This window comes from Bartonella elizabethae F9251 = ATCC 49927, from assembly GCF_000518165.1.
Taxonomy (GTDB): Bacteria; Pseudomonadota; Alphaproteobacteria; order Rhizobiales; family Rhizobiaceae; genus Bartonella; species Bartonella elizabethae.
In genome coordinates, this window is sequence record NZ_JADB01000001.1 from 101520 (window position 1) to 122906 (window position 21387).

A 21387-nucleotide genomic window follows, 5' to 3' on the forward strand; every position below is an offset into this window, starting at 1 on the left:
GTTGAAGGATTATCAATTCACAGGATGACGGCTTTCTGCTTTTGAATAATAAATCATTGTGTGGTTAAAGCCCTCCATGAGGTTTTATTTAATTCTTCTATAGACATCAATACTCCTGTATTTTTCTTATGGACAGAGACAATTGGTTGTTTAAGATATACCGCGAGCGTTTTAAAAATGAGTAGGGATAAAATCATAATTCTCGAAGTTTCTTAATACTATTATGTATTTTCTCTGGAATTTGAACGTTTATAGGTAATAACATGAAATTGCGCTAATAAGCCATTATAGAGGAGAACTTTTCCGACTAATGGGTCTCCGATGTTTGTGATCATTTTAATGACTTCCATGGCTTGTAGGGTTCCAATAACGCCGGGTAAAGCACCGATGATTCCAGCTTCAGCACATGTTGGGATCGTATCGGGAGCAGGAGGGGTGGGGAATAAATCGCGATAGTGAGGATTATTGTCTTTATACGGCATAAGGACAGTTAATGAGCCATTAAAACGTTCTACAGCACCACTTATTAAAGGCTTTTTGCATTGAGCAGCGTGATCAGCAAGAAGATAGCGTGTGGTAAAATTATCACTTCCATCAACAATGATATGGTAGGCATTGAGCAGTTTATCCACATTCCTTTCATCTAAGCGTAGGGTGTGTTTTTCGACCATAACATGCGGATTTATGGCTTTTATAGTGGTTTCAGCACTGTCTGTTTTGCTTTGGTTGATTGCCTTTGTCTTATGAATAATTTGGCGCTGTAAATTGGAAAGTGAAACGGTGTCATCATCGACAATTCCAAGGGTTCCAACACCTGCGGCAGCTAAATAAGTTAAGACGGGCGCCCCAAGACCACCAGCACCCACAACAAGAACACGCGCTTGTTTGAGCTTTTGTTGTCCCGCACCACCAATTTCAGGCAAAATGATGTGGCGTGCATAGCGTTCGATTTCTTCGTTATTGAATTTTGTATCTGTTTCTTGTGTCATGAATTTTCTCTTGTCATCGTTATTTTATTGTTTACTAAGTTTATGGAGCATAGACCAGTCTGCTTTTCGGATAGGGAGGATTTATTTATGAAAATTGCCATTCAGATGGATCATATTTCAACAGTTCGGATTCAAGGAGATACAACATTTGCTCTCGCTTTGGCAGCACAAGAACGTGGACACTCTCTTTTCCATTATACTCCAGATCGTTTATCTCTGTGCAATGGTTGTGTGATTGCACGCTTAGAGTCATTGACTGTCTATGATGAAGAGGGAAAGCATTATCAATTAGGAAAGCCTGTTCGCACAGAATTAAGAGATATGGATGTGGTTCTTTTGCGCCAAGATCCGCCTTTTGATCTCAATTATATCACCACGACACATTTATTAGAACGTATTCATCCAAAAACACTTGTTGTGAATGATCCGGCATGTGTCCGCAACAGTCCAGAGAAAATTTTTGTGACAGAATTTTCTGATTTAATGCCTGAAACGTTAATTACCAAAGATATTGAAGAAATAACTGCTTTTAGAGAGACATTTGGCGATATTATTGTGAAACCACTTTATGGGAATGGGGGCGCTGGTGTTTTTTATTTAAAACAAGATGATCGCAATTTAGCATCGTTGTTGGAAATGTTTGCGGACATTTATCGCGAACCTTTTATTGTTCAGCGTTATTTAGAGGCAGTACGGAAAGGAGATAAACGGATTATTTTGCTTGATGGTGCGCCTGTTGGAGCCATTAATCGAATTCCGACAAAAACAGATGTGCGTTCTAACATGCATGTTGGAGGTCGTGCGGAAAATGTTGCGTTAACAAAACGTGATTATGAAATTTGTGAACGCATTGGTCCTGCCTTAAAGGAACGTGGTCTTCTGTTTGTGGGGATTGATGTGATTGGAGATTATATAACAGAAATCAATGTAACATCTCCTACGGGAATTCGTGAAATTAAACGCTTCTGCGGTACAGATATTGCACATCTGTTTTGGGATGTTGTTGAGTTCAAACGTTCAAATTAATTTACACAAGGATTCAATTATGGTTTTGTTAAAAAAATGATCCATGTTGTTTTTTATTTTGTTATGTTGCAAATGTGAACTAAAATGAGCGTATGATATAAATTAAGAGGCTTTATCCTCGATTTTTAGGGAGTTTATAGATGAGCAGAGTCTTATCAATTGGAGTGGGATTGTTTTTTGTGTTACTGCTGTCGGTAAATATAGGCAATGCACGCGATCAAATACAGGTTACTGGCTCATCTACGGTTTTACCTTATCAAAAGATTGTCGCTGAGACCTTTGGAGAAATTTATCCCCATTTTAAGGTTCCTGTTATCGAATCGGGTGGAACAGGAGCGGGAATTAAGGAATTTTGCCGTGGTGTTGGGGAGAATACCGTTGATATTGTGAATGCTTCGCGGGCAATGAAATCGAGTGAATTGCAGTCTTGTTTTGAGGCTGGTGTGAAAGAGATTGAGGAAATACGTATTGGGTATGATGGCATTGTTTTTGCGACAGATATTAAAGGTCCTGATTGGAAATTAAAGCCAGTAGATGTTTATAAAGCTCTTGCAGCTCGCGTTATTATAGACGGGAAGTTGCAGCCCAATCATGTTTTGAAATGGAGTGCTGTCAATAGTGCCCTTCCTGATTGGACGATAGCTGCCTATATTCCTGGAGAGAAGCATGGAACGCGTGAAGTTTTTGAGGAAAAATTACTTGCTGTGGGCTGTAAAGAGAGTGGTGCCATTGAAGTGATGAAGGCGTTAGGGATGGATGATAAGGAGATACACGCTGCTTGTATTGCGGTTCGTAAGGATGGAAAAGCGGTTGATATTGATGGTGATTATTCTGAAACATTTGCACGTCTAATTTCGAATAAAACAGGGATTGGTATTTTTGGTTTATCTTTTTATCAAAATAATGCTGATAGGTTAAAGGTTGCCGATATTAATGGTTTTGCGCCAACAGTTGAGACAATTTCTAGCGGACAATATCCAGTTTCTCGTCCACTTTTTTTCTATATTAAGAAAGCACATTTAGATATTATTCCAGGTTTGCGAGAGTATGTTGATTTTTTCCTTTCTGAACAAATGATTGGTCCAGATAGCCCTTTGGCTGAATATGGTTTGATTGTTGCTCCTGAACAGGAACGTCAAGCACAGCGTTCTACTTTTTCTGCTGGTCGAGTCATGATGTTGAAATAATTTATTGTCGTTCCAGAGTAAGAGTTTTCGGTGCTATTTTTTATAAAAACTGAAAGATAAAATGCGCATTTCCTTCATTGTTTTTTTGTTATTTCTTTTTGGATTTTGTGGCTTTTGTATTTCTTATATGCGAGCACGTACTCTTGAATATAAACAACATAAAATGCATTCTCGTGCCTACTATTACGGCTGGTGGACTTTTTTGATTACTGTTATTCCAGCTTTTATTTTTTTAATTTTGTGGGATGCTGGGAGTACAATTTATCTAGAATATAATGCCTCTCGAGAGTTTGGGGCGTATAGTGCGCATATAACAGAGTCTGTCAATCATGATCTCCTTTGGGAGATTCTTCGAAATCTCGTCAAAATGATGCATCGCTTTGAAGGGGATCTATCCACCGCTTCTTATAAGGAAGTGCAGACACAATTACTTGCAAAAGGATTGATGTTGCCTCATGAAGTATCGGATGATTTGTTCAAAATAGCGCGGTCATGGATGCTTTCTTCTGAAAAGCTTCAATTTATTGGTCGTGTTTTCCTTTTTGCTATTGCCTCTTTTGGTTTTATCTGTGGAATAATACAAATTGCGCCTCATCAACGTGCGCGCAATAAAGTTGAATCTTTAATTATTATTGGATTGGCTTGTGCTTCTATCGTTGCAGTCTTGACGACAATAGCCATTGCATTGTCTCTGTTCTTTCAGACAATAAGCTTTTTTCAATCTGTATCCTTTTCAAATTTCTTTTTAGGAACGGTTTGGGATCCGCGTTTTTCCGTGAGTGGTGCAGGTGATGAAGCTGGACAATTTGGTTTAATACCGCTCCTTGCTGGTACGCTTTATATTGCCTTTGTCGCCATGCTTTTTGCTGTACCTATAGGCCTATTTTCAGCTCTTTATATGGCCGAGTATGCTTCTGCACGATTACGAGCAATTGTAAAACCATTATTAGAAGTTCTTGCTGGCATTCCAACCATTGTTTATGGTTTTTTTGCTTTAAAGGTTGTTGGACCATTTTTACGAGATTTGTCTGTTTCTCTCTCAGGTGGGGGTGGTTTTATTATGGCACAAAGTGTTTTGACTGCTGGCGTTGTGATGGGAATTATGTTGATTCCTTTTGTTTCTTCTTTGTCGGATGATATTATTACGGCTGTTCCACGTATTTTACGTGAAGGTTCTTATGGTTTAGGTGCAACGCAATCTGAAACAATTAAAAAAGTCGTTATACCCGCAGCACTTCCAGGGATTATGGGGGCTATTTTGTTAACGGCATCGCGTGCAATTGGGGAAACAATGATTGTGGTTTTGGCGGCAGGCGTTGCAGCAAACTTAACCCTTAATCCTTTCGAAGCAATGACCACCATGACAGTTAAGATTGTTAATCAATTAACCGGTGATTTTGAGTTTAATTCTCCACAAACTTTGGTGGCTTTTGCTTTGGGAATGACACTCTTTGTGATGACACTCTTGATGAATATTCTAGCTCTTTATATTGTGCGTAGATATCGGGAACAATATGAATGAATGAAGATTTTTTTCCTCGTCGCAATATTAGCCTTAAGCGTCGGTATAGGGCTGAACGTCGTTTTCGAGCCTATGGTTTGATTGCTATTTTTATTGGTTTGTTTTTTTTATTTGCGCTTTTATGGTCGATCATGCGTCAAGGCTATACGGCTTTTTTTCAAAGTGAAATGACATTATCAATTTATTTAGATGAAAAGATCATTGATCCAAGTGGTCAACGTCAAACAAAACCACAAGTCCTCATAACAGCGAATTATCCGCTTCTTGTACGCAATGCTTTAGCAAAAAAACTTGAAGTCAATCAAAATGATCACACCTCTCTGCGGGACATTAACCGTATGTTTTCAAATAGTGTGCGTGTTCAACTGCGTGAGATGGTGACAAAAAATCCAAAACTGATTGGCACAATGCAAAAAATCAAAGTTTTGGCAGCCGCGGATATTGATTCTGCTTATAAGGGGCAGATTGATTTGCATGTAGCAGAAAAAAACCGCAAAGTTTCTAATCGACAAGTAGAATGGATAAAGCGCTTAGCGCATGATGGTACGCTTTATAAAACATTTAATATTGGTTTTTTTACATTTGGTGCTTCAAGTCGTCCTGAGACTGCGGGATTAGCTGTTGCGATCATTGGTTCTCTTTATATGATCGGCATCGTTTTATTGGTTTCACTGCCGATAGGTATAGCAACGGCTCTTTATTTAGAAGAATATGCACGCAAAAATAAATTTACAGATTTTATTGAAGTAAATATCAATAACCTTGCCGCTGTTCCTTCGATTGTCTTTGGTCTTTTAGGACTTGCAGTTTTTGTTAATTTTTTAGGATTACCACGTTCAGCTTCTTTTGTTGGTGGTCTTGTTTTAGCACTCATGACTCTTCCTACGATCATTATTGCAACACGTTCTGCTTTGCGTGCTGTTCCTCTCTCTATTCGTGCGGCAGCTTTAGGATTGGGGGCATCAAAAACACAAATGATTTTTCATCATGTTGTTCCTTTAGCCGCGCCTGGTATTTTGACTGGTACGATTATTGGAGTCGCTCAGGCTTTAGGAGAAACAGCACCTTTGCTTTTGATTGGAATGGTTGCTTTTGTTGTTAATATTCCTACAACTCCCATGGATCCGGCAACAGCTTTGCCTGTTCAAATTTTTATGTGGGCGGGTGAAGCAGAGCGCGCTTTTGTTGAAAAGACATCAGGAGCTATTATTGTCTTAATGATTTTTCTTGCGATCATGAATATTTCTGCGGTTTTTTTACGTCGACGATTTGAACGCCGCCAGTAATTTAAATAAAATAACAACTTCGATGAGATTTTTGTAAGGTAAGTTTTTGTCATGAAGATTAAAATGCGTGGTCAAGATGTGAAGGTTTCTTATGGAGACAAAGAAGCACTTCATGGTATTACCCTTGATATTCCTGAACATCAAGTCACTGCTTTGATTGGTCCATCAGGATGTGGAAAATCGACTTTTTTGCGTTGTTTCAACCGTATGAATGATACGATTGAAGGGGCTAAAATAACGGGTCTTATCACTTTGGATGGGGAGAATATTTATGACCAAAGAATTGATGTTGTAGAATTACGGGCTCGTGTTGGAATGGTTTTTCAAAAGCCTAGTCCTTTTCCAAAATCTATATTTGAAAATGTTGCCTATGGTCCGCGTATTCATGGTTTGGTGAAAACGCGTTCTGAATTGCATGATGTGGTTGAAAAGAGTTTAAGGCAGGCTGGTTTGTTTGAAGAAGTAAAAGACCGTCTTCATGATCTTGGAACAAGTTTATCGGGAGGACAACAACAGCGTTTATGTATTGCGCGTGCCATTGCGGTTAGTCCCGAAGTTATTTTGATGGATGAGCCTTGCTCAGCTCTTGATCCCATTGCGACGGCTCGGATTGAAGAACTTATCGATGCGTTACGGCAAAATTATACAATTGTTATTGTAACACATTCTATGCAACAGGCGGCACGTGTTTCTCAATATACGGCCATGTTCCATTTAGGGCATTTGGTCGAAGTTGGTGTAACTGAAATGATCTTCACTTCACCCAAAGAGCAACGGACGCAAGATTATATTACGGGGCGTTTTGGATAGGTGAATTGAGGAGTGTAAGATATGTCTATGAACCATACTGTTCGTTCTTATGATGCAGAACTAAAATATCTAAAAGCAAGGATTGCAGAAATGGGGCACCATGCGGAAAGAATGATTGAACGATCTGTTTCATCAGTTGTCTGTAGTGATCTTCAACTTGCAACGGCAGTGATTGCCGATGATGTATTTTTAGATGAAGCAGAACGTGATATTGATGAAAAAGCGGTTGCTATTATTTGCAAGCGTCAACCAATGGCTGTAGATTTGCGTGAAATTATTGGAGCTATTCGTATCTCTTCTGATCTTGAGCGAATTGGGGATATGGCCAAAAATATTGCTAAGAGGACTGTTGCCCTTTCAGAAATACGTCAATCTGCGTCCTTTTATCATGGGCTTGAAACAATTACAGCCTTAGCGCTCAATCAATTAAAAGAAGTCTTAGATGCTTATACGAGTCGCCAATTAGAGCGTATTGACGCTGTGCGTGAGCGCGATGAGAAAATTGATGCTTTGTATACTTCTCTTTTTCGTGAACTTTTGACATATATGATGGAAGATATGCGCAATATTACGGTTTGTACGCACTTGTTGTTTTGTTTAAAGAATATTGAACGAATTGGTGATCATGTTACCAATATTGCTGAAATGTTGCATTATATCATAACGGGTTATCATATGTCTTCTGATCGTCCTCGCGATGACCTTACCTATAAAGTTGGCGTAGGTGAGAAGAAAAGAGATTAAAAGTTGCTTGTAGATACATTGAGCATTTTCTTACAATACAGAAGCTTTAGAAAGAACATAATAAAGGATATAGTAACCATTGATGAAAAAACATACAGAAGCACCAAAGAGTTTTTTTAGGCTAACAGGACAGATTGTTAACTCTTAATTTGACATTTTTATATATTGGATGATACCATCACTTGGATTGTGGTCGGAGGGGGATTTTCTTTCTGATCATTTTGTTAAGATTTATATTATAAGGGGGGCTCTGTGTTATTTTTTCAATATTGATGCAAAGAGTTTTAATATCCCAGTCTTTTTTCGTATGTAGAATGAGTAATTATATTATTTTATTGCGATTGAAATGTGTGGGTTGTTAGAGGCTTATATTGTTCCATGAGGAGCGACAATATTGATCTATAAATTTAAGAGTATTTTATTTTTTATTTCGCATAAATAGTTTTTGATTACCATTTGTATTAAAATTTTACTGAGTGGTAACAATTAGCTGTATACTTTATTGAGAGATACATTTAAAGCTCATTTCAAAATTTGAATAGCTCAAAGATTATAGGAATGTGTTGCCTAAGATGAAAAAAAATCGTTGGAATGTTTTTGTTACCTGTTGCGTAGCGCCGTTTGTTGTTGTGGGGTGTGCTGTAAATCATTTAGATGCTGAAAAAGTAAATAATCAAAAAACAAAAACAGTTACGTATCCATTGACAGAGCGCCAATGCCTTATGCGTGCGATGTATTTTGAGTCAAATCGTTCGAGCCGTGAAGGGATGATTGCCGTTGGGACAGTTGTTATGAACCGTGTTAATTCAAGCGCTTATCCCAAGACGATTTGTGGTGTTGTTGGTCAATATAAGCAATTTGCGCCTGGTGTTTTAACGCGTCCTATGACGGAGAAAGCGTCTGTTGCTCGTGTAAGAGAAGCTGCTGATGCAGTTTTACGGGGTGAACGAGATAAGAAGGTTAAACACGCTAAGTTTTTTCATACCGCTGGTTTGTCTTTTCCTTATAAAAACATGCACTATGTTCATGTTGCAGGGGGAAATGCTTTTTATGAAAAGCGATCCCGTGATGGATCACTTCAAATTCCTACGGATAATCGCCCTTATGATGTTGCTTATGCCTTTGCTCAGGAGCGTTCTGGTTATGCGCCAAGCTTTATTGATGAAAGTTTAGAAAGTAAGGGAGTCAAAGCAGAGAAAAATGTATCTCCTCCAACAGAAGTAGCTCAGTCCAAGACTGTACAACCTACATCTTTTGCTATGGTACAGCTTGATAAAGTTCCCATTCCAACCTATGCCCCTCAACATCTAGCGAGGAAAGAGGAAAATAAAACAATTATGGCATTGCCTTCATCAGATCAGTTAAATGCAATTGTTGCCATGTTAGAAAAACGACACAGAAACTGGTAAGTTTTTGTGCGACCGAAGAAGAGTTTTACACCCCATTGCGGTTTATAAATTCAGTGAACTCTTTAGTAATGTGCTACATATAAATAGATGTAGAGACAGTAAATTGAAAGGATCTGGAAAAGCAATTTAGAATATGGTGGCGTTAAAGAACGCATTTTACTTAAAGAAGGGTATAGGTAATGTATTTTGATATTCATGAGACAATTTCGCCTGAAATGCTTAATCGTCTTGCAGAAGTTACGGTAAAAGTGGGGCTAAATTTACAAGAGGGGCAGGATCTTGTTTTGACGGCTCCAGTTTCAGCATTACCCTTTGTTCGACGTATTGCGTATCATGCTTATAAGGTTGGCGCTGGTGTCATTACACCAATTTTTAGTGATGATATGTTATCGCTTACACGTTTTGAAAATGCCCATACAGCTAGTTTTGATTGTGCTCCTTCTTGGCTCTATGAGGGAATGGCGAAGGCTTTTGAAAATGGGGCGGCACGTTTAGCGATAGTTGGTGATAATCCTTTACTCCTTTCCAATCAAGATTTTGATAAGATTGCGCGATTAAATAAAGCCACTTCAATGGCTTACCAGCCGGCACTCAAGCAAATATCGAACTTTGCTATGAATTGGTCGATTGTTGCTTATCCAACAGCGGGATGGGCTGAGGCGATTTTTCCTTCGTTGCCGCTTAATGAGGCGGTTAAAAAATTAGCTGATGCCATTTTTTCTGCTTCACGTGTTACAGGAGAAGATCCTATCCATGCGTGGACTGTTCATAATTCAAATTTGAAGAAACGGTCATCTTGGCTTAATGAGCAGCGTTTTTCTGCCTTACACTTCACAGGACCAGGGACTGATTTAATCGTTGGTTTAGCAGATGACCATGAATGGCATGGGGGTGCATCCGTTGCAAAAAATGGTGTTATTTGCAATCCTAACATTCCGACAGAAGAAGTTTTCACGACTCCTCATGCTCATAGGGTTGAAGGTGTTGTTCGCTCAACAAAGCCTCTTTCCTATCAAGGAACACTGATTGATAATATTGAAGTACGTTTTGAAGCAGGGCGCATTGTTGAGGCCAGAGCATCAACAGGCGAAGCAGTTTTTCAGCAAGTTTTGCAAAATGATGAAGGTGCAAGCCGATTGGGTGAAGTTGCTCTTGTCCCTCATTCTTCACCAATTTCTAAGAGTGAGCTCCTTTTTTATAATACCTTATTTGATGAAAATGCAGCTTGTCATATTGCTTTAGGGCAGTGTTATTCTAAATGCTTTTTAGATGGGGCATCATTGACATCAGAAGAGATTGCAGCACGGGGTGGTAATAAAAGTGTTATTCATATTGATTGGATGATTGGCTCTGGTGAAATTGACATAGATGGTCTTACGCAGGATGGTGTAAGAGTTCCTATCTTTCGTAAGGGAGAATGGGCTTCTTAATCCTGTTATACCGTAAAAGTAAAACACGTCATTTGAGGTTGATAAGTCTCCTTGACAGGGCAAGTCTTTCTAGAGTACGTGGATGAATATTCAAGATAGTGCTTGATCGTGTAATACCTTTCGTTAAATGAAGTGACATGAGTATGAAGCCAAGTAAAGCCCACTCGACAAGAATCACCGTTATTTACAGAGCAGATGGGATTAAAATTTTTGTTCTTTAAGTGTGGGGAAGAGTTCAATTGATCAGTGGATATGCTTGGAGAGTGCATAATTATTAAAGAGGAGTGATGCCTGAGCTTCCTGAAGTAGAGACGGTTCGTCGTGGACTCGAATCTGTTGTTACTGATGCAAAGATAATATCTGTCAAACTTAATCGTAGAGATTTGCGTTTTCCTTTTCCTGAGGCTTTTTCTGAGCGGCTTATTGGCAGAAAAATTCTAGAGCTTGGTCGACGTGCGAAATATTTATTATTTCATCTTTCTCAGGATGAGACGATTTTAAGCCATTTAGGAATGTCGGGGTCATGGCGTATAGAAAATGCTCTTTTAAGAAAAGCTTTTTCAACGACCAATAAATTGGTTAAGCATGATCATTTTATCATGGATATTCAGACAAGGAATGGTGAAGTTTATCATCTTATTTATAATGATGTGCGTCGCTTTGGGTTTATGCTGTTAGTTGATACGGACAAGCTTTATAAACACCCACTTTTAAATAAGCTAGGGCTTGAACCTATGAGTCATGCATTTTCTGGTCGTTATTTACAAAAGGCTTTTGTTAATAAAAAAATGTCTCTCAAGGGTGTTTTACTTGATCAGTCTATTGTTGCGGGGCTTGGAAATATTTATGTTTGCGAGGCACTTTGGCGGAGTCGTTTGTCTCCACAGCGTGGTGCATTTACATTGGCATCAAAAACGGTACATGCACGTGAACTTGCAGATTCTTTAGCACAGAATATACGCAATGTAATTTCTGAAGCGATTTTATCTGGTGGCTCTTCTTTACGTGATTATATGCATATAGATGGTTCCCTTGGTTATTTTCAACATGCTTTTTCAGTTTATGGACGAGAAGGCAAGGAATGTTTGGAATGCGGAACGCCTATATTACGTATTTTACAGGCTGGACGTTCAAGTTTTTACTGCTCACAGTGTCAAAAATGAATAAGATGTCTTGCAAAATCCTACAAGAGGCTTAAAGTCAGGTTCTTACATTATACGAATATATGAGGCTTGAGAGGTTTTTTTATGCTGAATAAAGTACTAACACATCTTGATGGAAATATAGAAAAGAGCCTTGAACGCCTTTTTTCTCTTTTACGTTTTCAATCGATCTCTACAGACTCGGCTTATAAGGACGCATGTCGTCAAGCAGCTGATTGGTTAGTAGAGGATTTAAAAAGCATAGGTTTTGAGGCTTCACGGCGTGATACACCGGGTCATCCAATGGTTGTTGGGCATCATCCAGGACCTTCGGAGGATTGTTTACATGTGTTGTTTTACGGACATTATGATGTTCAACCTGTTGATCCATTGAGTTTATGGGAGGATGATCCATTTACACCTTCTTTAAAAGAGAGAGATGGAGAGAAAGTTATTTGTGCCCGTGGTGCTTCAGATGACAAAGGTCAGTTGATGACATTTATTGAGGCATGTCGTGCCTATAAGAAAGAAACAGGACAGCTTCCTGTTAAAGTGACTATTTTATGTGAAGGTGAGGAAGAATGTGCTTCTCCTTCTCTTATTCCTTTTTTAAAAGCAAATAAAGATGAACTTAAGGCAGATTATGCATTGGTTTGTGATACGTCGATGTGGGATGCGAATACACCCTCTATTGCTCTTTCTCTTCGAGGAATTATGGCGGAAGAGATTATTATCACAGCAGCAAATCGTGATTTGCATTCTGGTTATTTTGGGGGTGTCGCCGCTAATCCCATTCGTATTTTAGCTAAAATTTTGGCAGGACTTCACGATGAAAATAATAAGGTGACGCTTCCTGGTTTTTATGATGGCGTAGAAGAAACACCTCCACATATTTTACAATCATGGAATGCGCTTCATTGTACTGCTGAAAATTTGCTTGGTCCTATCGGTCTTTTCGTTCCAGCAGGTGAAAAAGGACGGAGCATTTTAGAGCTTGTATGGGCACGTCCTACCATGGAATTTAATGGTATTAGTGGGGGGTATGAAGGGGAAGGGATGAAAACGGTTATTGCGTCTCAAGCGAGCACAAAAGTATCCTGTCGTCTAGTTCATAAGCAAGATCCAGAGAAAATACGCCAAGCGTTGCGTGATTATGTCCGTAGCTCAATTCCTGCTGACTGTGCGGTTGAATTTAAGAATCATGGTTCTTCTCCAGCGCTTCAGTTATCTGATGATTCACCTTTTATTAAGGATGCAAAGGATGCTTTATCACAAGAATGGGAAGTTCCTGCTGTCTTGACAGCCATGGGAGGGTCAATTCCAATTGTTGCTGATTTTCGGTCCATTCTTGGTATGGAAACTCTTTTGGTTGGTTTTGGATTGGCTGATGATCGTATTCATTCGCCTAATGAAAAGTATAATCTAAAATCATTTCATAAGGGGCAGAGATCTTGGGCACGCATTCTTACCGCTTTAGCAAAGAGGAGGGTGAATGGCTGAGATTCGCGTTCATCAAGGTGATTTGCCAAACTTAGACAATTATAAAACTGATGCCGTTGCGATTGATACTGAGACTTTAGGATTACAACCACATCGTGATCGTTTGTGTGTTGTTCAGATTTCTCCTGGAGATGGAACTGCGGATATTATACAAATTGCTAAAGGACAAAAAAGTGCTCCTAATTTGTCCAAGCTTCTTAAAGATAATGCAGTTACCAAAATATTCCATTTTGGGCGTTTTGATCTTGCTATTTTAGCGCATACATTTGGTGTTATGCCAGAGGCTGTTTTTTGTACAAAGATCGCTTCAAAACTCACGCGTACCTATACGGATCGTCATGGCTTGAAAGAAATTTGTAATGAATTGCTGAATGTAAATATTTCTAAACAGCAACAATCTTCGGATTGGGCGGCAGAAACGTTATCACAGGCACAAATTGAATATGCTGCATCGGATGTGTTATATTTGCATCGTTTGAAGGTTATATTTGAAGAACGTTTAAGACGCGAGGAGCGAGAAAGTGTTGCTAAGGCGTGCTTTCAATTTTTGCCTATGAGAGCTAAGCTTGACCTTTTAGGATGGTCGGAAGTTGATATTTTTGCCCATAGCTAACTTTAAAAGTCGGCTTTTAATAGAAGTGAATTATTGATGCAAGAGGACAAAATGCCGGTAATGTAGGCATTTTGTCCTTTTTCCTCTCATCTTTTCATGAAAAGTTGTAACATAAGTACTCTCTGATTTAAAATTTAGGCAATAAAAGCAATTTTGAAGAGAGGCTAGAATATACGGTAGATCGAGACTGAAATCTTTGAAACGGGTACACAGTCTAATTTGGGGAGAATATGAAGGCATCGACGTAAAAACAAACCCCATCCTTATCATCACTAATTCTATTTTACGTCTTTCAAAAGTATCTAAAGCAATATCTATTAAGGCATGCAGATTATGCATTTCCTCATGCTTTTGTTTTTCACATTCTTTAGCGGAGTCACGTCTCTCAGGCAAAATACTCCCCTAAACGGAATATATGGGTTGCTCATTCACGTGCTTTTTAAAAAAACTTTCTTAAGATACCCAAGCCCATGACACGGTGGCGTTTATGAATGGTATAACGATAAAATCCTCCAATATGATATAAAATCTATTGAGAACTATCATCTTTATGCTTATGGAGTAAAAAGCCGCGACCCTCACACATTTTGCCAACACCCAATTTTGTGACAATCCTTGGCACTCTTCATAAGAAGCATTTTTATTGTATAGTTTCACTCCACGTAAGTTTCTCCACTTATAATGTGAAAACAAACGGTTTTGGTTAATTCAATATGAGAAAGTTTTATGGTATTCGGGGGACTAATTCAATATAAATAACGCTATATTTTATTATAAATCAATATGTTGATATGAAACCTGTGCCCTTTATCGTCTCACAGACAATGCTTCGTGCTTTTATTCATTGCCAAACACGTATTTTCTATATGTTGACCGCACAGAGTAATTTGCATTTATTTTAAAATTAAAATGCCAAGGCTTGGTTTTTTGAGGGTTTTCACTTTTTATCTATAAACATGCTATTTTTTCTGGAAATCGGCAATGAAGGCACTAGGTAAAATCCATTATGAATATTTCTATGAGGTTAAATTTATGAATATAAAATATTTTATCGCAGCTTTCGCTACTTTTTTTTCAATCTCTGTCGCTCAGGGGGCTGGCTTTTTGTCTTCTCAAAAATTCACAGAGGGCATATCTACTGTTTTTCTTCCTAAAGATCTTTTTTCTAGCGAACAGTTGAGCAAGATCTTATCTGAAGTTGTTCAAATGGAACTTTCTTGCACAAAGAACAGTCAATGCATGACAGCAGTTCAGTTAATACCTGTGTCACATTCTGGTAAAAAAAGATTTCAAAAGCCTAAAAAAGGATCAGGAAAAGGCAAACGACCAAACCTATTTGCACGAAGTCCAATGAGTTATTAAAAAGTAAGAAAACAACATCAAAAAGTCTATATCTAAGAATTGAATAAAGAAGATATTGTTTATCACTTTAAGACAGAGGGGAGTTATTTATTTGCGAAGGATATCATGATTATGCGCGGGCAAATGAATGGTATTGTTCGGAAAAGATAAGGGGAGGGAGGTTTTGGTGAAAGAACACACTGTAGAGTGGTGATCGCTCGTTATAAATTTCATTGAATTTATAATGTGTAGATTTTGGATCACTCTATAATGTCGCAAATTCCCTCATTTTCATTTGAAGTTTGGTTATATAAAGGCGTATAAATCTCCTTTATTTAAGTGTTTTTAGGATACGAGGTGGATCTCAAGAATAGGACTTGGTTCATATGCCCTTGAATTAAGTCAATTACATGAGTAGGAAACTAAGAAAAACCCATTTGGCAAGAATCTAGGCTGTTTGTATAAAGGATGTGATGAGAATTCTTCCTCAAATCAAGGAGAAGGCGTAGAGTGAAGTGTAAAAAAGCTTTATTTTAATATTAAATTTTTGATCTTTGCTGGCATGTTTCGACTAGAAATAAAATATTTTTCATTTGTCTATGTTTAAAATATCAAATCTCTTTTTTGCTAAATTCATGATTTTTAAAACGAGGTTTTATTTGTAAACTTTAAGAAAGATTTCTTATTTTTTCAGTTTTAAGGAGAGTTTTTATATAAATTTCAATGTTTATGAATTGTTTTTCTCAGTTTAGTTTATAAAGAGTAAGAAATTGAATGCCGACAAAGAAGACTGAAGCTTCGAAAAAGATTTTCTATAAGGTTGTGATAAAAAAGCCATTCTTTCAAAAACAACAAGTGCTTAAAGTAAAAACAAAGAGCAGGTAAATTAAATGTACTTTTATTGCAATCCATGAAGTATTCGAAACTTTGTTTATGTGTGATACACATCTTTTACAGTAAAAAAACTCTCAAAGAGCTATGCGCATTTGGTCTTGCAAATAATGAACTAAACACATTGTTTATATAAATTGATTTGTATGAATTTAAATGGTAAAGTTGCATTTGGCTTGTTCTCAAGATTGTATAGTTTTCTCGCTGTCCTTAATATTAAGTGCCTTCATAAGAAGCCATGTTTAGCTTTTTTTACGGTTTTATCCACACGTGCTCGTTTGTAACGTTGAGGTGGGTAATTTTAGTTACTTTAAATAAAATGATTTAAGATGAAAGCATTCAATATTACAGAGAAAAAGATAATTTTTTCATTATAATCAATAGGCTAATTTCCCATAGCTAATAAAAGATGTCCTACATGGGGGATGAAAGAGTTTTTTAATTCATAAAGAAGAAAAATATGGTGAGAGGAACTCATTTGTGCATGGTCAAGTTTTATTCTCATTGACTATAGCAAGCAATGAAGGGCACTTTGATTGAATTTTTGTTTTTTTTATGAGTGTATCATTTTTGCTACAGATATCTGAAGTTTGGGCTCTATATGACATGACGTGTTCAAATAAATATTCAGCTATGGAGAGAAAATATGAATATGAAATGGTTAATAACAGCTTCTGCTTTCGCTTTTGTTTCAGTTTCAGCGGCGCAAGCAGCAGATGTTATTGTTCCCCCGAGTCCAACACCTGTTGCTCCCGTTATTGTTGCTCCAACCTTTTCTTGGACAGGTTTTTACGTTGGGGGGCAGATTGGTGGTTTTTCGGGTAAAACGAAGATGGATATTCTTGCTAACGGACAAAAGATTCCGGTAGATAAGGATTTTTTGCCTAAACTATCTGGTTTTATGGGAGGTCTTTACGCAGGTTCCAATATTGATCTTGGCAATGGCCTTATTCTAGGTGTCGATACAGATATCATGTGGGCTGATAAAAGTGACACGAAGACAGGAAAAACATATGTCATTGCTCCAGGTCACATCGATTATATTAAAAAGATGTTAAAAGACGCTGCAATTAATATTGGTGAAAATGCACTTAAAGCTGGTTCTAAAAGAACACACAGTTTCACTTTTAAAGAAAAGTGGGCTGGTGCAACACGTGTACGTATTGGTTTTGCTGCTGAACGCATTATGCCTTATGTTGCTGGCGGTATTGCTTATACACAGCTCCAAGATACTGCATCGATCTCAATAACGGACAAAGATTCAGACAAAGTCATAGCTTCTGGAACTCTGTCTGATGAAACAAAGACCCTTGTTGGTTACACCCTTGGGGCGGGTGTTGATTTAGCCATGACCAATAATATTATTGTTCGTGCGGAATATCGTTATTCTGATTTTGGTAAAAAGAAATTCTCAAATGATAAATATGAAACTTCTTACAAAACCAATGATTTCCGTGTTGGTGTTGCTTACAAATTCTAACAGATGGTAAATTAAATAACAAAGAGGCTCTATCTCTGATAGAGCCCTATTATTTTCTGTTGCTATATTATCACACATTATATATTTTATAGTAGATGTGGAAAAGCATTATTAAGATTTTATTAAAAAAATTTTATAAACAACAAACAAAAACCACATTTAAAATCAATAAGTTATTTGCATACGCAGTTTGTGGTTTCTCGTACAAAACGAAATTATGAAGTAATTTTATCTTCGGCAAACTCTCCATTTCCTGTGACTGTGTCATTTTTGCTACAGCTTTTCTCCGTGTTATCTTGTAGCACTGTGTTCATAATAAATTAGGAGCAAAGTTTATGAATATAAAATCTTTAGTAACAACTTCTGTTATCGCTATAGCTACAGCTTCTGCAGCACAAGCTGCTGATGTTATTGTCCCTCGTGAAACAGCCCCAGCAGTGATTACAGCAGCCCCTGCCTATTCTTGGACAGGTTTTTATCTTGGTGCTCAGATTGGTGGCCGTTCAATGAAAACTGACAAAGGTTCTAGCACTTTAGGTTATCACGATCTTAAGCTTTCCGGTATGCTCGGCGGCCTATACACAGGTTACAATGTTGATCTCGGCAATGGTGTGATCTTCGGCTTGGATACAGATGTCTCTTTTATTGGTAAAAAAGACACAATTAACTCCCTTACAAAGTATGTTGGAGGTGTACTTAGTAAAGATCTTGACACGATTAATCAACTCCTCGATGATGCTAAGATCGAAAGGAAAGATGGTCTAAAAGTTGCAAAGGGGGATGAATACGTCGAAAGTATTACTATGAAAGAAAAGTGGTCTGGTGCTACCCGCGTTCGCATTGGTTTTGCTGCTGATCGTATCATGCCTTATATCGCTGGTGGTGTTGCCTATACGCAGATGCAAGGCATCACAGCGCTTGAAGTGAAAAAAGATAGATTTTTGCCTGCAGAGGACAATGGTGGTAAACTTGTTGCTTCTGGTAACGTATATGATGAAACAAAGACACTCGTTGGTTTCACCCTTGGTGCTGGTGTTGACTTTGCAATGACAGACAATGTTCTGTTACGTGCTGAATACCGTTACTCAGACTATGGTAAAAAGAAATACTTTAAAGACACTGCGGAACTTCAATACAAAACCAACGATTTCCGCGTAGGTGTTGCATACAAGTTCTAATTTCGTAAATAACGTAATTAATACAAAAAATATAAAGGCCTCGTTTAACGAGGCCTTTATCTTATTATATTGTAAAAACTCTAGCATTAAGAGCGATAGGTGCATATAAAACTTCCCACATGAGGTGTTTATGTGAGATGAACATTCTTGAGTAGAGCTTGCCTCTAGAGTCACCTCGACATAGGAGACATCTTCACATGAATCACAGGAATATTTTTAGACCGGATTAGTCTACACTGTCTTTAAAGCAGAATATGAATCACTGAAACGATGACGATAGTTTGTTACAACATTGTAGGTGGTGGCATTAACTTCGCAATGACAGACAATGTTTTGCTGCATACACAAACGGTCACTCAGATTTTGGTAAGAAGCAATTTGCAAAGGATTATCGAAGACTAGGCTACAAAATCAATGACTTCCGTGTTAGAGCTCTTACAAGTTCTAATTTCGTCAAAAGGGCAATTATGAATACAAAGTATTAATAAAAAATTAAATTTTCAAGAAGTTTTTATCTTTTATAAAACCGCTGTTTTCTGGGCTTTTTATTTGTAATTGTGATATTTTTACTACAGATTTTTGCTCTGTAACCTTGTAAAATCATTTATAGTGAATTTAGGAGCAAAATTATGAATATAAAATTTTTAATGGCAACTTCTGTTGTCACGTTGGTTTCAGTTTCTGCAGCAAATGCAGCTGATGTTATAGTTCCTCATGAAGTTGCACCAGCAGTGGTTACAGCCCCATCATTCTCTTGGACAGGTTTTTATCTGGGTGGTCAAATCGGCAATTTTTCGAGTAAAACCAAAGTAACTATTCCAGGGGAAGACAAAGAGCTTTTCAAGAAAGATAACACACCAAGCCCTTCTGGTTTCATGGGGGGTATTTATGCAGGATCTAACGTAGACCTTGGAAGTGGCCTTATTCTTGGTGTTGAAACCGATGCTGTTTGGGCAGACCGTGAAGAATCAAAAACAGCTCGTGAATCGACTCTTACTAAAAAAGATGCAACATTTTTTAATGATGCCCTTAAAAAAGCTAAGGTTGAACTAACAGGACAGCAAAAATTTATAGAGGATGACCAAGTAACGGAAACGCACAGTTACAAAGAAAAATGGTCTGGAGCTACCCGCGTTCGTATCGGTTTTGCTGCTGTTGACCGCATTATGCCTTATGTTGCTGGTGGTATTGCCTATGCGCAAGTGCAGGGTATTCAATCCGTTGCTGGAAAAGGAGAGAGAGCTAAAGTTGAGCAGAAAGCTGATGGGGGTGAAGAGTTACCAGAAGGAAATAAGCAAACTATAGATTTGACGGGTGGTACTTGGGCTGATGACACGAAGACAATGGTTGGTTTCACTATTGGTGGTGGCGTTGACTTTGCAATGACAGACAATGTTCTGTTGCGTGCTGAATACCGTTACTCCGATTTTGGTAAAAAGAAATTCGCAAACGATACCCGTGAGTTCAATTACAAAACCAATGATTTCCGTGTTGGTGTTGCATACAAGTTCTAATTTCATAAAACTGAAATTAGAAACATAAAATAAACTTCTTAGAGGCTCTGTCGAAGACAGAGCCTCTACTTTTTTCTATTACTATATTATCACACATCCTATATTTTATTTGCGGATGTAAAAAGATATTCTTCAGATTTTCTTAAAAACTTTCTCATAAACGATAGATAATAATTACACTGTAAGTTCAACATTTTATCGGTATTTATAACCTGTAATTTCTTATACGAAGTGAAAGTATGCAGCGATTTTATTTTGGATTATTCTCCATTTTTGATGATTGTATTATTTTTACGACAGCGTCTCTTCGTTTAAACTTATAGTATTGCGCTCATAAATAATTGCCTAATTAAAAAATCCATTAAGATCTTTCAGAAAGTTTCTAACTATTGCTTGTGTTTCTTTACGATGCTCAATACCAACCAATAATATATTTCTTATCAATTGCTTCGTATGGAACATTGCCTATTGTACATCAGAATGAGTTCTCTCTATTTTTGGGTACATTTAGAGAGGTTATACTATCAAGTTCAGGTTTAGATCTTAATGATCTTACCCCATTTTTCGATAGAGACGACAGGGATCATGCTACCGCTTTGTGGGGGAGAGCTTGTAGATTTCTTTAGTTATAGGATTAAAGTCGTACGTATTGGCAATAAAAAGAAAAATAGCAAATCTCTTCAAGAGAGATTTTCAGCATTTTTATTACCAATACAAGTTTTCATCATAATTTTTTGAAGTTCGTTATAAGAAAAAACATATTCTTTGCTATAGTAGCTAATTATGAATTTATCATTATTGTTTCTTTATTTCACGTGCAATTTCCCTATGGCGTAAATCACGCTTTTATTCTCAAAGAATTGTTTTTGCTGTGAGAAAGAGGGGGGGGGGGACATCTTCAGGGATGCTCGTGTTTCCGGAAATATAGGTTAACCCACAAATCTCGGTATTTCTAAAAATCTTAACTTTGCCATAAATTTGACCACAGATTTTGGAATAAAGATGTATTTTTACATTATCATAAACACTAGCATAATCATACACCCAGCAATCGCCATCATGGGATAGTTTTTTCCTTTTTAATATAACCACCTAGATAGTCATCCTTGATATCATCAAAATCCCTTAAGGTATGAAAGTGGTGTAAAGTAATGCCATCAAAAGTAAGGTTTTCATTCGTAAATTCGTATTTTTTTGCAGGCTCTTGTTTATTAACAGACACAGTTTTATTTTCAATGTTAGAGGAAATTGTAGTGTTTTTTTGATATAGTTGTCATAGTTCAATTCTTATCGTTATTTAAATTTTCTATTAACCTTCTCTAATG

The 21387-nt window shown here is 37.5% G+C and carries 16 protein-coding genes; 15 read left to right on the forward strand and 1 reads right to left on the reverse strand.

Features of this window, described 5'->3' with window-relative positions:
• Nucleotides 1-221: 221 nt before the first annotated feature.
• Nucleotides 222-989 (reverse strand): molybdopterin-synthase adenylyltransferase MoeB, encoded by a 768-nt coding sequence (locus T429_RS0100440; RefSeq protein ID WP_005774113.1) that lies wholly within the window; start codon nt 987-989, stop codon nt 222-224.
• Between the two features lie 87 nt (nt 990-1076).
• Here T429_RS0100440 and gshB point away from each other — a divergent pair, with 87 nt between their 5' ends.
• The 15 genes from gshB (at nt 1077) to T429_RS0100525 (ending at nt 20062) form a co-directional block, all read left to right on the forward strand.
• Nucleotides 1077-2015, forward strand: a complete 939-nt coding sequence (gshB, locus tag T429_RS0100445; protein WP_005774112.1) for a glutathione synthase — start codon at nt 1077-1079, stop codon at nt 2013-2015.
• A gap of 140 nt (nt 2016-2155) precedes the next feature.
• Nucleotides 2156-3202: a PstS family phosphate ABC transporter substrate-binding protein gene (locus T429_RS0100450; protein WP_005774111.1), complete on the forward strand. Its 1047-nt coding sequence runs from the start codon at nt 2156-2158 to the stop codon at nt 3200-3202.
• A gap of 61 nt (nt 3203-3263) precedes the next feature.
• On the forward strand, nt 3264-4724 hold the full coding sequence (gene pstC / locus T429_RS0100455) for a phosphate ABC transporter permease subunit PstC (RefSeq protein WP_005774110.1): 1461 nt from the start codon (nt 3264-3266) through the stop codon (nt 4722-4724).
• The gene (pstA, locus tag T429_RS0100460; protein ID WP_005774109.1) at nt 4721-6010 is read left to right on the forward strand and encodes a phosphate ABC transporter permease PstA; all 1290 of its coding nucleotides are present in this window, start codon (nt 4721-4723) and stop codon (nt 6008-6010) included. Before pstC ends, pstA begins: the two co-directional genes overlap by 4 nt.
• Before the next feature lie 51 nt (nt 6011-6061).
• Nucleotides 6062-6820: a phosphate ABC transporter ATP-binding protein PstB gene (gene pstB / locus T429_RS0100465; protein ID WP_005774108.1), complete on the forward strand. Its 759-nt coding sequence runs from the start codon at nt 6062-6064 to the stop codon at nt 6818-6820.
• Nucleotides 6821-6841: 21 nt separating this feature from the next.
• Nucleotides 6842-7564 (forward strand): phosphate signaling complex protein PhoU, encoded by a 723-nt coding sequence (phoU, locus tag T429_RS0100470; protein ID WP_005774107.1) that lies wholly within the window; start codon nt 6842-6844, stop codon nt 7562-7564.
• 572 nt (nt 7565-8136) lie between these two features.
• Complete coding sequence (locus T429_RS0100475; RefSeq protein WP_005774106.1) at nt 8137-8973, forward strand: cell wall hydrolase; 837 nt, start codon at nt 8137-8139, stop codon at nt 8971-8973.
• Nucleotides 8974-9152: 179 nt separating this feature from the next.
• On the forward strand, nt 9153-10403 hold the full coding sequence (locus T429_RS0100480) for an aminopeptidase (protein ID WP_005774105.1): 1251 nt from the start codon (nt 9153-9155) through the stop codon (nt 10401-10403).
• 287 nt (nt 10404-10690) lie between these two features.
• Nucleotides 10691-11566, forward strand: a complete 876-nt coding sequence (mutM, locus tag T429_RS0100485) for a bifunctional DNA-formamidopyrimidine glycosylase/DNA-(apurinic or apyrimidinic site) lyase (protein WP_005774104.1) — start codon at nt 10691-10693, stop codon at nt 11564-11566.
• An 84-nt stretch (nt 11567-11650) separates the two neighbouring features.
• Nucleotides 11651-13045 carry a M20/M25/M40 family metallo-hydrolase gene (locus T429_RS0100490; protein WP_005774103.1) on the forward strand — a complete coding sequence of 465 codons (1395 nt, stop codon included), beginning with the start codon at nt 11651-11653 and terminating at the stop codon, nt 13043-13045.
• A complete protein-coding gene (locus T429_RS0100495; RefSeq protein ID WP_005774102.1) occupies nt 13038-13658 on the forward strand; it encodes a ribonuclease D in 621 nt (206 codons plus the stop codon). The genes T429_RS0100490 and T429_RS0100495 overlap by 8 nt, the downstream gene beginning before the upstream one ends.
• 1032 nt (nt 13659-14690) lie before the next feature.
• Nucleotides 14691-15020, forward strand: a complete 330-nt coding sequence (locus T429_RS0100505) for a hypothetical protein (RefSeq protein WP_026500807.1) — start codon at nt 14691-14693, stop codon at nt 15018-15020.
• Nucleotides 15021-16536: 1516 nt separating this feature from the next.
• On the forward strand, nt 16537-17370 hold the full coding sequence (locus T429_RS0100515) for an outer membrane protein (RefSeq protein ID WP_005774100.1): 834 nt from the start codon (nt 16537-16539) through the stop codon (nt 17368-17370).
• A gap of 335 nt (nt 17371-17705) precedes the next feature.
• On the forward strand, nt 17706-18548 hold the full coding sequence (locus tag T429_RS0100520; protein ID WP_005774098.1) for an outer membrane protein: 843 nt from the start codon (nt 17706-17708) through the stop codon (nt 18546-18548).
• A gap of 629 nt (nt 18549-19177) precedes the next feature.
• Nucleotides 19178-20062, forward strand: a complete 885-nt coding sequence (locus T429_RS0100525) for an outer membrane protein (RefSeq protein WP_005774097.1) — start codon at nt 19178-19180, stop codon at nt 20060-20062.
• Nucleotides 20063-21387 lie beyond the last annotated feature (1325 nt).